We start from the raw sequence: 13781 nt of genomic DNA, 5'->3' as shown, positions 1-13781 counted from the left end.
TATGAAAAAGCAGAAAAACAGCTCTGCATGGATGGCCCTTCCCCTGTATATCTTCACCATAGTATTTGTGATCTGTCCGCTGCTTTATGTGGTGGCATTAAGTTTCGCCACACCTAACAGAGGTTACGGAGTGACATGGAAATTTACACTGGATAATTATAAGAATATTCTGGAACCTGTATATCTGAATACATTTGTGGAATCATTAAAGCTGGCACTGACAAGTACGGCGGCGATCGTGTTGATCGGCTATCCATTCGGATACTTTATGGCGAAACTTCCGGAACACAGGAAAAAGAAAGCACATCTGCTTCTGACGCTTCCTTTCTGGGTGAATTCCCTGATACGTCTTTATGGATGGATCATTATTCTTCAGAAAAAGGGACTGCTGAATTTCGTTCTTATGAAACTGGGGCTGATAAAAAAGCCGCTGGCTATTTTATACAGTTATCCTGCTATTGTGGTGGGAATGATCTATGTATTGCTGCCTTTTATGATCATGTCTGTATATTCCAGCGCAGAAAAGCTGGACTGGTCTTATGTGGAGGCTGCACGTGATTTGGGAGCGTCCAGGGTGCAGGCATTTTTTACAGTTACGTTGAAACTTACACTGCCCGGACTTCTGTCAGGAGTGATCCTTACTTTTGTACCGTCTATGGGACTGTTTTTTATTGCAGATATCCTTGGTGGAAATAAAATAGTGCTTGTCGGAAGTCTGATCCAGGATCAGATGACCAGGGGAAGCAACTGGCCTTTTGCAGCAGCGCTGGCAGTGGTGATGATGGTTCTTACAACTGTTATGATCATGATCTACAGGAAAGTTTCCAATGCCAGAGAACTGGAGGGAATCGGATGAAAAAGAGTACAAAATTTGAACATTTTTATATGGGATTGATCTTTTTTCTGATGTATCTGCCCATTGCAGTTGTGGTGATATTTTCCTTTAATGAGTCCAGACTTCCGGTGAAACTGACCGGTTTTTCCCTGAAATGGTACCAGGAACTGATCCATGACAGCGCAATGCTGGAAGCACTTGTTAACAGTCTGGTGCTTGGGGTATTAAGCTGTCTGGTCAGTGCGGTGATCGGAACTCTGGGAGCAGTGGGACTTTCCAGGATCCACTGGAAGAGCAAAGATGCGCTGGAATATATTTCCATACTTCCACTTATGATCCCGGAGATCATTTTAGGTATGGTCCTGATGGCGTTCTTTTATATGCTGAACCTTCCATTCGGAATGCTGACCCTTCTGATCGGACATACAGTTTTCTGTGTGCCTTATATTCTCATGGAGGTGAAAGCAAGACTGGTAGGAATGGATCCGTCCCTGGAAGAAGCAGCCAGGGATCTGGGAGCAGGGCCTTTGCGGGCATTCTGGGATATCACACTGCCGCTGATCATGCCTGCTGTGATCTCAGGATCCCTTCTGGCATTTGCCATGTCTATGGATGATGTGGTGATCAGCATTTTTGTAAATGGACCTCGTTTGTCCACTTTACCGATCAAAGTGTATACACAGCTGAAAACCGGAGTAACACCGGAGATCAATGCATTATGTACGATCCTGCTGGCTGTGACACTGATCATTTTTCTGATTTATTCTCTGCTTACGAAGAAGAGGCATAAATAAATACATTATGAGGAAGGAAGAGACGATGAACAAACTGATTGAGTTAAAAAATCTGACCAAGAATTTTGATGACCAGCAGGTTCTGCGCGGAATCAATCTGGATATCTATGAAAAGGAATTCCTGACCCTTCTTGGTCCAAGCGGATGTGGAAAAACAACCACACTGCGTATCATTGCCGGTTTTGAGGAGCCAAGCGACGGTGAAGTGCTGTTTAACGGGATAGAGATCTCCAAGCTCCCCCCTTATAAGAGAGAGGTAAATACAGTATTTCAGAAGTATGCACTTTTCCCCCATCTGAATGTGGCAGAAAATATAGGTTTCGGTCTGAACCTGAAGAAAGTGGATAAGACTGTGATCGCCCAGAAAGTAGAGCGTATGCTGAAGATGGTAGGACTGGAAGGTTTCCAAAAAAGAGACGTTACCCTGCTCTCCGGTGGACAACAGCAGCGTGTGGCCATTGCAAGAGCTCTGGTAAATGAGCCGAAAGTCCTTCTTCTGGATGAGCCTTTAGGTGCACTGGATGCGAAGATCCGTAAGCAGATGCAGGTAGAACTGAAAAAGATCCAGCAGGAAGTAGGGATCACTTTTATCTATGTTACTCATGATCAGGAAGAAGCCCTGTCCATGTCTGATACGGTGGTAGTTATGAATAACGGTGAGATCCAGCAGATCGGATCACCTACAGATATCTATAATGAACCGGAGAACCGTTTTGTGGCAAGCTTTATCGGTGAGTCCAATATTATAGAAGGAATCATGGTAAAGGATTATCTGGTTAAATTTGATGGCTTTGAATTTGAATGTGTGGATAAAGGATTCGAAGATAATGAAGAGATTGAAGTAGTGTTAAGACCGGAGGATCTGGATATCGTAGATCCGGATCAGGCGAAGATCAGGGGAATCGTGCGGAATATTACGTTCAAGGGTGTACATTATGAGATCCTTATTGAAACAAAACTTCGTACTTATATGGTTCATACCACAGATTATGCGGAAGTCGGAAGGGAAGTGGGACTGAAATTCGGGCCTGAAGACATCCATGTTATGTACAGAATGGGAAGCTACTGATGAAACAGTACAAGAATATGATAAAACCTTATCTGGTATGGGCGTTTGTGATCATTGTCATCCCGCTGATACTGATCGCTCTTTACGCTTTTACAGAGGATGGAAATGAGGTTCTGACCTTTTCCTTCACTTTTGAAAACTTCAGGAAATTTCTGGAAGCCACTTATATGAGTGTGATCTTCAAATCATTTAAGCTGGGTATCCTGACTACAGTGATCTGTCTGGGACTTGGATATCCACTGGCATATATTATTTCCAAGTGTCCTGAGAAATCCCAGAGCTTTTTGATCCTGCTGGTAACCATTCCCGAATGGATCAATATGCTTCTTCGTACTTATGCGTGGATGAATTTGCTGTCCGACAATGGCATTATTAATCATCTTCTGGGATTTTTGGGAATTTCACCGGTTACAATGATGTATACAGATTTTTCCGTAGTGGTCGGTCTGGTCTGTAATTTCATGCCGTTTATGATCATTCCGATTCATACATCTTTGAGCAAAATGGACAAGTCGTTTATTGAGGCAGCTTATGATCTGGGGGCCAATCGATTTCAGACTTTCACAAAGGTGATCTGGAAGTTGTCCATCCCTGGTGTACTTAACGGGATCATGATGGTATTCCTGCTGTCAATCTCTACTTTCGTTATTCCGAAGCTTTTGGGTGGCGGACAGTACATGCTCATCGGTAACTTGATCGAATCACAGTTTATCTCTGTAGGTGACTGGAACTTCGGCAGCGCCATTTCTCTGATTCTGGCAGTGCTCATTCTGGTCTTTATGAGCCTGATGAAGAAGATGGATAAAGACGAATAAGGGAGGACGGCATGAAACGTAAAAATAAATTTTTCTCAATGTTATATGTAGTACTCTGCCTTGCTTTCTTTTACCTGCCGATCCTGGTGACGATGATCTTTTCTTTTAACTCATCCAAGTCACTGACCAGATTTACAGGATTTTCCCTGCGCTGGTATGAGGAACTTCTCGGTAACGGGGAAGTAATTAAGGCGGTTTATGTATCTGTTACCATTGCGATCATCGCAACAATTGTTTCTACGATACTTGGAACTATTACAGCGATTGGTTTATCCAAGTCAAAGAAAGTGATCAAGGAACTGCTTTTAAACATTAATAATATTCCGATCCTGAACCCGGAGATCGTAACTGCTATCAGCCTGATGCTGTTGTTTTCTTCTCTTGGATTCAGGAAAGGGTACCTGACTATGCTGCTGGCACATATTGCATTCTGTACTCCGTATGTAATTACCAGCGTTTACCCGAGGGTAAGAGCACTGGATCCGAACATGGCAAATGCAGCCATGGACCTTGGTGCAACTCCTTTTCAGGCTCTGACAAAGGTTATTGTGCCGATGATCAAAGAGGGTATTTTTGCAGGTGCTTTACTTGCATTTACCATGTCCTTTGACGATTTCGTAATTTCTTATTTCGTATCAGGAAATGGTGTAAAAAATATCTCTATTGTTGTATATAATATGACGAAGCGTATCAATCCTACCATCAATGCCCTGTCAACCATCGTGATCGTAGTCATCGTTGTGGTACTGCTTCTGGCAAATGTGATTCCGAAGCTGAGAAATAAGGCAAAGAAACTGAATCAGAAAGCAGTAAAAATCATATCTGTAGTTCTGGTCATTGCAGTTACAGCAGGCCTTGTTAAATGGGGATTTGTGACGAAATCCACACATGTGCTGAAAGTTTATAATGCAGGAGAATATATGGATCTGTCTCTTATTGATGAATTTGAGAAAGAGTACAACTGTACGGTTGTGTACGAGACTTTTGAGTCAAATGAAATGATGTACACGAAACTTTCCAGCGGTGAGACTTATGATGTACTGGTTCCGTCCGATTACATGATCGAAAGACTGATCAAAGAGGAATACTTGCAGGCTCTTGACTGGAATGAAATTCCGAACAAGAAAAATCTGTTGGACGATGTCATGAACCAGAGCTATGATCCGGGCAACCGTTATTCCTGCCCGTATTTCTGGGGAACAGTAGGAATCCTTTATGATAAGACGGTAGTAGATGAGGCTGATTTAAAAGAGGGATGGGAACTTCTGCGCAATCAAAAATATAAAGGAAATATTTACATGTATGATTCTGAACGAGATTCCTTTATGATAGCATTAAAGGCACTTGGATATTCCATGAATACCACCAATGAAGCTGAGATCGAGGAAGCGTATCAGTGGCTGATCGATCAGCGTGATACCATGGACCCGATCTACGCAGGCGATGATGTGATCGACAATATGATCTCAGGAAACAAGGCTCTGGCAGTTGTTTACTCAGGAGATGCATCTTATATTATCAGTGAGAACCCGAATCTGGACTACTTCACACCGGAACAGGGAACCAACAGATGGTATGATGCAATGGTTATCACAAAGGACTGCAGCGAAGTACAGCTTGCCCATGAATTTATTGATTTTATGATCAGTGATAAATCTGCTCTTTCCAATACGGAAGAAGTAGGGTATACTTCTACAGTGAAGAGTGCTTTTGAAACCATGAAGGAGGGGGACTATGCCGGGATCAGTTCTTATATTCCGGATACAACCAACCCGAATAACGAAATCTTTGCTTATCAGAAGCCAAAGATCAAGCAGAAATTTGCGGAACTCTGGACAAAAGTAAAAGCAAAGTAAAAAAGGATAGTCGCTGTCTGCCGATACGGTGGAAGGCGGACAGTGGCTGATATAGACAACAATGCAGAGCATAAGAAGGGAGATCATTTATGAAAAAAAGAGTACTTGCAGTAGTGATGTGTGCATTAATGGCAGGAACAGCATTCACCGGATTCAAAGATGCAGGCGATGATAAAGAACTTGTTCTCTTTACCTGGGAGGGAATGTTCCCTCAGGAAGTTCTCGATGACTTCGAAAAAGAGACAGGTGTGAAAGTTGTTTACTCAAACTTTGATACAGATGAAACAATGCTTGAGAAGCTTTCCATGTCAAAGGGTGGCGACTATGATATCGTAATCGCAGATGATTACATTCTGGAAACTGCGATCCAGGAAGGACTTGCAGAGAAACTTGACAAAGATTCTCTGGAGAACATCGGAAACATTAATTCGTTGTATCAGGGACAGTTCTATGATCCGGATGATGAATACACAGTTCCTTATGGAGCAGGTATCCCTCTGATCGTTTATGATCCGGAGCAGGTTGAAATTGACATCAAAGGTTACAAAGACCTTTGGGATTCCTCTCTTGAAGACAGCATTGCTCTGACAGCAAACTATCGTGTGATCAATGGTATCACTCAGCTTTCCATGGGAGAGAGTATGAATGAACAGGATGTAGATGTGATCAAGAAAACAGGAGAGAAACTTCTGGAACTTGCTCCGAACGTACGTCTGATCCAGGATGATAATACGCAGAATGCACTTCTTAATGGAGAGGCAAGCGTAGGATTCCTTTACACTTCACAGGTAACAGCAGCACTTGCTGAGAATCCTGACCTGAAGGTGGTATATCCGGAAGAAGGTCTTGGCTTTGGTATCATGGGTATGTTTATCCCGAGTGAAGCACCGGATAAAGATGCAGCATATTCTTTCATGGATTATATTATGCAGCCGGAAGTTGCGGCAAAATGCACAGACTATATCGGCTATTACAGCACAAATAAAGCAGCAGATGAACTGGTAAATCCGGATCTGGTAGTTCCGGATGACGTTACAAAGGGCGAGATCGTCCAGAATGTAAGCCAGGAAGCAGACGCACAGTACCAGAAGAACTGGACTGAATTCAAGGCTGCCTGCGACTAAGGAGTTTAAATGGACATTTACAAAGGAATCGGTGCTTTCTCAGGAATTGCCATCGGTAAGATTGTTTATTATCACAGAAGTGAATATCAGATACGCCAGCATGAGATAGCGGATGTGAAAGGGGAACTTGGTATTTTCCGTCAGGCACGTGCCAGAGTGATGGAACAGCTGACAGAATTGTACGAGAAGAACTGCACCATCCAGGAATCTCAGGCGAAACTTTTTCTCCGGCAGAAAGAGTTGCTGGAGGGAAAGAGTTTCCAGCGGGCGATCGAGAGTATTATTCAGAATGAAAAAGTAAATTCTGCGTATGCAGTAATGACTACCAGAGATGAAATACTGTCTACTTTCAGAAATCTGGAGGAGCCTGCGATCAAAGAAAGACTGGCCAATATACGAGAGATATCAGACCGTCTGCTCAGTGAGCTTGGAGGCGTTTCCCCGAGGATCGATCTTGGTGATGAACCTGTGATCGTTGTCACAGAGAGTATTACACCTACAGAACTGATGGAGATGGATAAGGATAAACTGATGGCGATCGTCACACATCATGGCTCCGATATTTCACATGCTGCTATTCTGGTAAAGACCATGAATATACCGGCACTGATCGAGATTGATACGGACACAGAGTGGGATGGACAGATAGCCATTGTTGACGGATACACAGGATTTCTGTATATCAATCCTGATGAAGAAGTAAAAAAAGAATATGAGATCCGCAGACAGGCTGATATGGAAGAACGGGAAGAGCTTCTGAAACTAAGAGAAGAACCGGATATCACAAAAGATGGCAGAAGAATTGAGATTTATGCCAATATCGGAAACATGGATGATCTGAACAGTGTGGTCTATTACGGAGCATCCGGAATTGGGCTTCTGCGAAGCGAGTTTCAGTATCTGGGGAGAGAGAATTATCCCCGTGAGAATGAACTTTTTCTGGCATACAAGAAGATTGCTGAGACCATGGGCGACAGGATCGCCGTGATCCGTACTGCTGATCTGGGTGCTGACAAACAGGCGGAATATCTGAATATCCAAGATGAGACGAATCCCATCATGGGGAACAGAGGAATACGTCTCTGCCTTGACAGAAAGAGGATGTTTAAGGCACAGCTTCGCGCTATTTTCCGTGCCAGTGCTTATGGAAATCTGGCGCTGATGTATCCGATGATCAGTTCTGAAGAGGAAATGGATGAGATTGATGAAGTCATCCGGGAAGTAAAAAAAGGTCTGGATGAGAAACAGATTCCGTATAAAAAGGTAAAGACCGGAATCATGATTGAGACTCCGGCAGCAGTTATGATCAGCCGCGAGCTCGCAAGAAGAGTGGATTTCCTCAGCCTTGGAACCAATGACTTGAGCCAGTATACTCTGGCGATGGACAGACAGAATCCTCTCCTGCGCAAGAAATATAATGACCATCACCCGGCAGTACTGCGCATGATCAAAATGGTGATTGAAGCAGGACATGCGGAGAATAAGCGAGTATGTATCTGTGGGGAACTTGCAGCAGATACAGCTCTGACAGAAGAGTTTCTGAGGATGGGTGTGGACTGTCTTTCTGTAGTGCCAGCATGTATTTTACCGGTGAGAAAAGCGCTGAGACAGGCAGATCTGTCCGGAGATGATAAATAAAAATTTTTCAGCAAAAAGCCATATCGTGTGAAAACGAGTGGCTTTTTAACTTATGATGAAAAAATGATGGGGTATTGAATTTTATGAAGAGTAAGGTAGTGTTACTTCCCTGTAGAGAATATGATGAAGAAAAGATCTATACGTTGCTGAAACAGGGCCTGGATTTTCTGGGCGGTCTGGAAAATCTGATCCCAAAAGATGCAAAGATTTTGCTCAAACCGAATCTGTTGAAAAAGGCAGAAGTAGAGAAAGCAGTGATCACACATCCGGTTGTAGTGGGAGCTTTTGCAAGAATCCTTCGGGAAAATGGATATGAGCATATCGTACTGGCAGATTCCTGTGGCCATGGAACTACACAGGCGGTGATCCGTGGAACTGGAATGGATATGTATTTGGAGAAATATCATATTCCCGCGATTGATTATTCTGAGGGTGTGAAGACTGTTTATCCGCAGGGAATCCAGGCAAAAGAATTCATCCTGCCAAAAGAACTGTTAGAACAGGACTGTGTAATTTCATTGAGTAAGATGAAAACTCATGCGCTGGAAAGAATTACAGGTGCAGTTAAGAACAGCTATGGTTTTATATATGGATTTCATAAGGCGAAAGGACACACACAGTATCCAAGTGCAGACAGCTTTGCCAGAATGCTCATTGACCTGAATAAATGTGTGGCACCAAAGCTGTATGTGATAGACGGGATCTTAGCCATGGAAGGCAATGGACCGGGCTCAGGAGATCCGGTTCCGATGAATGTGCTGCTGATGTCCACAGATCCGGTTGCATTGGACAGTGTATTCAGCCGCCTGGTCTACCTGAAACCGGAAATGGTTCCGACGAACTATCATGGCGAAAAAATGGGACTTGGTACATGGAAAGAAGAGGAGATCGCGCTTCTGACGCCAGATGGGAAGATTTCCATGGCAGAGGCAGTAAAGAAGTACGGAAATCCTGATTTTCATGTAGACCGTACCGAAGTACGTAAGAATATCTGGACAAGAATGGCAGGAGCATTAAAGGTATTTCAGAAGAAGCCATATATAGACGCTGACAAATGTGTCCGCTGTGGTATCTGCGTCCAGAGCTGCCCGGTTCCGGGAAAAGCAGTAGATTTCAGAAAAGGTAAAGGAAAACTGCCGGTCTATGATTACAGAAAATGCATCCGGTGTTTCTGCTGCCAGGAAATGTGCCCAAAGAAAGCGATAAAGGTAAAGTGAAGAATCTGAAACAAAAGAAAGTATAAATAAAAAAGCACATGACAGAAGATATTCTCACTTCTGAAAGCATGTGCTTTTTTGGCGGTAAATAATTTGAGTTAAGTATTATCTTCCGAGAATCTTATTCACTTTACGGATAAATTCCGGAGTTGTGCCGCAGCATCCTCCGATGATAGATGCACCGTTCTCAACCAGAACTTTCATATGTTCTGCGAAACTCTGTGCATTCATGCTGTAAATGGCATTTCCCTGATCGTCAATTGTCGGCATACCTGCGTTAGGTTTGGCAATGACAGGAATAGATACGTTCTCTTTAATATTGCGGACAACGGATACCAGCTGGTCAGGTCCTACAGAACAGTTGATACCAACTGCGCAGGCACCGGCACCCTCAAGGGTGATCGCAGCCTCTACAGCATTTCCTCCGCTGAAAATGCTTCCGTCAGCTTCTACGGTCATTGTACACATTACAGGAAGAGAACTTACAGATGCAGCTGCATCAATGGCAGCCAGTGTCTCTTCAATATTGATCATGGTTTCCGCAGCGATCAGATCAACACCGGCATCCTCAAGAACTTTGATCTGCTCACAGTATGCTTCGTATGCCATCTCGTAGGTGAGGTCTCCGGCAGGTTCCATCATCTTTCCGGTTGTAGTGATATCACCGGCAAGGTAAACCTTATGTCCGACAGCTTCTCTGGAAATATTGACCAGTGTATGGTTCATTTCAGCAAGCTTGTCCTGCAGGCCGTGGAGTCCGAGACTGTAACGGTTGCCGCCGAAAGTAGGAGCATATACGATCTGGCTTCCTGCTTCCACATAAGCTTTCTGGAGATTCTGAAGAACTTCCCTGTTCTCCATGATCCATGCCTCTGTACAGGTTCCTCTTGGCATTCCGGCTGCCATAAGATTGGAACCGGTAGCACCGTCAAGCACTACGATATCCTGTGTCAGTTTCTGAAATTCTTCTTTTGTCATGGGAATTTCCTCCTGTTTCATATAATTGTTATCGCTTCAGTTATAGGAAAAGCAATAACAGGCATTTGTCTCTTTTGTCTGCAAATGCTATTTGCCATTATAGCACAATGCAGAGATAAATGGGAAAAATTAGTAAATTTTTATTTCATAGGAGGCATTAAAAATTTCATCTGTATTCAATGCATTGATATTTGACTTTTCGGAAAGGTCATTTTTGAATCCACAGTCGTCACATCTTCCCATCCATGGCTCCAGGCATACAAATGAAGAACCGGGAACAGACCAGATACCGAAATTCGGAAAACGGTGGCAGGTAAGTTCCAGATAAGGTGTTCCGTCAGGAAAAGCAATGCCGGCCTTTTCAATCTGGTTATCAAAAATTAATGCATCATTGTCGAACATATGGGCATCAATGTGACAGGTGCCGTCTGTAAGTTCCAATGTCTTTGTCTGATCTGGAAGAGCAGTACCGGAAGCAGGATCAAGAAGCAGATAAGTGAGAGATTTTTCGCCGTTGAATGTCAGAAGATAATCTTCTTTTTTGTCATTGTTCCCGTTGGCAGGAACATTAAATGCCGGATGTCCGCCAATTGTGAAGTACATAGTTTCATCACTGTGGTTTACGACTTCCCAGCAAACACTGACCTGATTTTTCTCCAGAACATGTTTGATCTTCAGTTCAAAATCATAAGGGTAATTTTCTTTTGTGGCATCAGAAGATTTCAGTTTATGTGTGATAGAATCAGCAGTCATGTCTACGCAGGTAAATTCGCTGTCTCTGGCGAATCCATGCTGTTTGGACGGATATTCTGTTCCATCAATACGATAATGGTCTTCGAAATGACGGCCTACATTAGGAAAAAGAACCGGCGCATGACGTTTCCAGTAAGCCGGGTCTGCCTGCCAGATCACTTCTCTGTTATGTATTTTATCAAAAATGCTGCAAAGTTCAGCACCGTGATCATCTACAGATACTTTCAGATAGTCGTTTTCAATTGTATGAAGCATAGGTGAATCCTCCCTGATATAAGTATTTGAATTGCTTAAAATCTTAATACAGCAATTCACTGATAAAAGTCAGAAAAAATATTTCTAAATTTCTGATGCGATTTTCTTAAGTATAACACAATGTATGAATGAGTACAAATAGAGTTATCATTTGGTTAGTGTGATTTCTTTTTACACGTATTGCATATAAATATTGTGCACTTTTGAATGCGGAATAATTTGTGTAAGGAAAATCACAATTTCTTACGAAAATCGTCACAATTTGAACGCAATTTCAAACTATTGCATAACCATCAACGAAAAACAGAAAAGGACTTGAGATTATGAAACGTAAATATTTAGCAGTAGCATTAGGTTTAGCTTTGACATTTACTTCTATGAACGTTGCTTTTGCAGCAACAGATTCAACAACAAAAATAACAACTGAGGCAGCAGATACAACAGATGCTTCCACAGATGACTCAGCTAATTAAGGCAGTTTTACAAGAAACAAGAATTCATTTGGATCTGACGGATTTAACCCAATAGTGAAGCGTATGATTTGATATGTTGATAAAACATATAGGGTATAGAGACACAGGTATAGGAAATTTCCATATCAGTGTCTTTTTAACTTGTTTTTTGTTAAAATGAATATAATATACAAAAAATAATAAAAATCGCTGCTATAAAATCGAAAAATGTAAAAATATTATAATGTTTAATAAAAACAATATGTATAATAACAACAAAAAACATTGACTAACAACAATAATTTTGTTACAATTCACCTAAACAAGTCTTATAACAAAAAAGACATGACAACGAAGACATGAAAACAAGGAGGTCATTGTTATGGCGAAAAAAAGAAATATTATTGTTGGACAATCAGGAGGACCTACTGCTGTAATTAATTCCAGTCTTGCAGGCGTTTACAAGAATGCCATTGAACGTGGATTTGATAAAGTATATGGAATGCTTCATGGAATTCAGGGGCTTCTGGATGAACAGTATATTGACTTATCAACACAGATCCATTCAGAACTGGATATCGAATTACTGAAGAGAACACCATCTGCGTTCTTAGGTTCCTGCCGTTACAAACTTCCTGAGATTCATGAAGATAAAGCAATTTATGAAAAGATTTTCGAAATCCTGAATAAGCTGGACATTGATGCATTCATTTATATCGGCGGAAATGATTCCATGGATACTATCAAGAAACTGTCTGATTATGCGATCCTTACAGGACAGACCCAGAAGTTCCTCGGCGTTCCGAAAACCATAGACAATGACCTGGCACTGACAGACCATACACCTGGATTCGGGAGTGCAGCGAAATATATCGGTACTTCCACAAAAGAAGTGATCCGCGATGCACAGGGTTTGACTTATAAGAAAAACATGATCACCATTATGGAAATCATGGGACGTAATGCCGGATGGCTTACAGGCGCCACAGCTCTTGCGAAATCCGAAGACTGCGACGGACCGGATCTGATCTACCTTCCTGAAGTACCTTTTGATGTTGAGAAATTCCTTGCAAAAGTAAAAGACCTTCTTAAGAAAAAATCCTCTATTGTTATCGCTGTTTCTGAGGGAATCAAGCTTGCAGACGGCAGATACGTATGTGAACTTGGAAATGTAGGAGACTATGTAGATGCATTTGGACACAAACAGCTTCAGGGAACAGCTACATACCTGGCAAATTTCCTGGCAGCAGAGTGCGGATGCAAGACAAGAGCAGTGGAGCTTTCCACCTTACAGAGAAGTGCTTCCCACATGGCATCCAGAGTGGATATCGACGAAGCATTTATGGTAGGAGGTGCTGCAGTTAAGGCAGCAGATGAAGGGGACACAGGTAAAATGGTTGTTATCGACCGTGTTTCTGATGACCCGTATATGGCAGCTACAGGTATCTATGATGTGCACAGAATCGCAAACGAAGAGAAATTAGTACCGAGAGACTGGATGAACAAAGACGCTACAAATGTAACCAAAGACTTTGTAGATTACATCAAACCTCTGATCCAGGGTGATTATCAGCCTATCATGGTGAATGGTATGCCGAGACATCTGGTACTGAATCTGAAAAAGGGCAGAAAGAAATAATAAACTGAAATAAAAGCAGAAGATTACAACAGACAGGAAAATCGGTGGAAAATCCAGTTTTACTGTCTGTTTTTTGCTGCAATAGACTTATAAAGAATCGTTATGCCCGGATTTCTTTCTGGCGTTTATGTAAATTTTTTAAATAAAAAAGAGACCGAAATAAAGGACAGTAAAAACCTCAACAATAACAGGAATCATAAAATAAATCATATTATGCAGAATGTATAAAAAAATTAGCTGAATTTAGCAGAATAACCTTGACGAAACGACACAAACTCTATAAAATAACTATGTGCGTATAAGAAACATATTTTATAATATTTACTTATGTGTGAAAGAACAATAATTAGGAGGAA

The 13781-nt window shown here is 42.1% G+C and carries 12 protein-coding genes; 10 read left to right on the top strand and 2 right to left on the bottom strand.

Annotated features, from left to right (window positions below):
* Window position 1 precedes the first annotated feature (1 nt).
* The 8 genes from R8695_RS10480 to R8695_RS10445 all read left to right on the top strand — a co-directional run bounded on the left by R8695_RS10480 (window position 2) and on the right by R8695_RS10445 (window position 9348).
* Window positions 2-856: an ABC transporter permease gene (locus R8695_RS10480; protein WP_154779828.1), complete on the top strand. Its 855-nt coding sequence runs from the start codon at window positions 2-4 to the stop codon at window positions 854-856.
* Entirely contained in the window at window positions 853-1629 is a 777-nt protein-coding gene (locus R8695_RS10475; protein WP_118508770.1) for an ABC transporter permease, read from the top strand. Before R8695_RS10480 ends, R8695_RS10475 begins: the two co-directional genes overlap by 4 nt.
* 25 nt (window positions 1630-1654) lie before the next feature.
* Window positions 1655-2698, top strand: a complete 1044-nt coding sequence (gene potA / locus R8695_RS10470; protein ID WP_154779827.1) for a spermidine/putrescine ABC transporter ATP-binding protein — start codon at window positions 1655-1657, stop codon at window positions 2696-2698.
* Entirely contained in the window at window positions 2698-3513 is an 816-nt protein-coding gene (locus R8695_RS10465; protein ID WP_154779826.1) for an ABC transporter permease, read from the top strand. The genes potA and R8695_RS10465 overlap by 1 nt, the downstream gene beginning before the upstream one ends.
* An 11-nt stretch (window positions 3514-3524) precedes the next feature.
* Entirely contained in the window at window positions 3525-5369 is a 1845-nt protein-coding gene (locus R8695_RS10460) for an extracellular solute-binding protein (protein ID WP_154779825.1), read from the top strand.
* Between the two features lie 89 nt (window positions 5370-5458).
* Window positions 5459-6493, top strand: coding sequence for a polyamine ABC transporter substrate-binding protein (locus R8695_RS10455; RefSeq protein WP_154779824.1), 1035 nt, complete (start codon window positions 5459-5461; stop codon window positions 6491-6493).
* Between the two features lie 9 nt (window positions 6494-6502).
* Window positions 6503-8131, top strand: coding sequence for a phosphoenolpyruvate--protein phosphotransferase (gene ptsP, locus R8695_RS10450; protein WP_154779823.1), 1629 nt, complete (start codon window positions 6503-6505; stop codon window positions 8129-8131).
* Between the two features lie 83 nt (window positions 8132-8214).
* Entirely contained in the window at window positions 8215-9348 is a 1134-nt protein-coding gene (locus R8695_RS10445) for a DUF362 domain-containing protein (RefSeq protein WP_154779822.1), read from the top strand.
* Between the two features lie 105 nt (window positions 9349-9453).
* Here R8695_RS10445 and R8695_RS10440 read toward each other — a convergent pair whose 3' ends face one another.
* Window positions 9454-10326, bottom strand: coding sequence for a homocysteine S-methyltransferase family protein (locus R8695_RS10440; protein WP_118508776.1), 873 nt, complete (start codon window positions 10324-10326; stop codon window positions 9454-9456).
* Window positions 10327-10455: 129 nt separating this feature from the next.
* Complete coding sequence (locus R8695_RS10435) at window positions 10456-11334, bottom strand: aldose 1-epimerase family protein (protein ID WP_118508777.1); 879 nt, start codon at window positions 11332-11334, stop codon at window positions 10456-10458.
* A gap of 323 nt (window positions 11335-11657) precedes the next feature.
* On the opposite strand from R8695_RS10435, the gene R8695_RS10430 reads away from it, so the two are divergent.
* Complete coding sequence (locus R8695_RS10430; protein WP_154779821.1) at window positions 11658-11807, top strand: hypothetical protein; 150 nt, start codon at window positions 11658-11660, stop codon at window positions 11805-11807.
* Window positions 11808-12168: 361 nt separating this feature from the next.
* The gene (locus R8695_RS10425; RefSeq protein ID WP_154779820.1) at window positions 12169-13425 is read left to right on the top strand and encodes a 6-phosphofructokinase; all 1257 of its coding nucleotides are present in this window, start codon (window positions 12169-12171) and stop codon (window positions 13423-13425) included.
* The last annotated feature ends 356 nt before the right edge of the window (window positions 13426-13781 follow it).

This window comes from Blautia luti (assembly GCF_033096465.1).
GTDB classification, from domain to species: Bacteria; Bacillota; Clostridia; order Lachnospirales; family Lachnospiraceae; genus Blautia_A; species Blautia_A luti.
The sequence above is the reverse complement of the archived record's forward strand: the minus strand, read 5'-3'. Positions and strand labels throughout refer to the sequence as shown.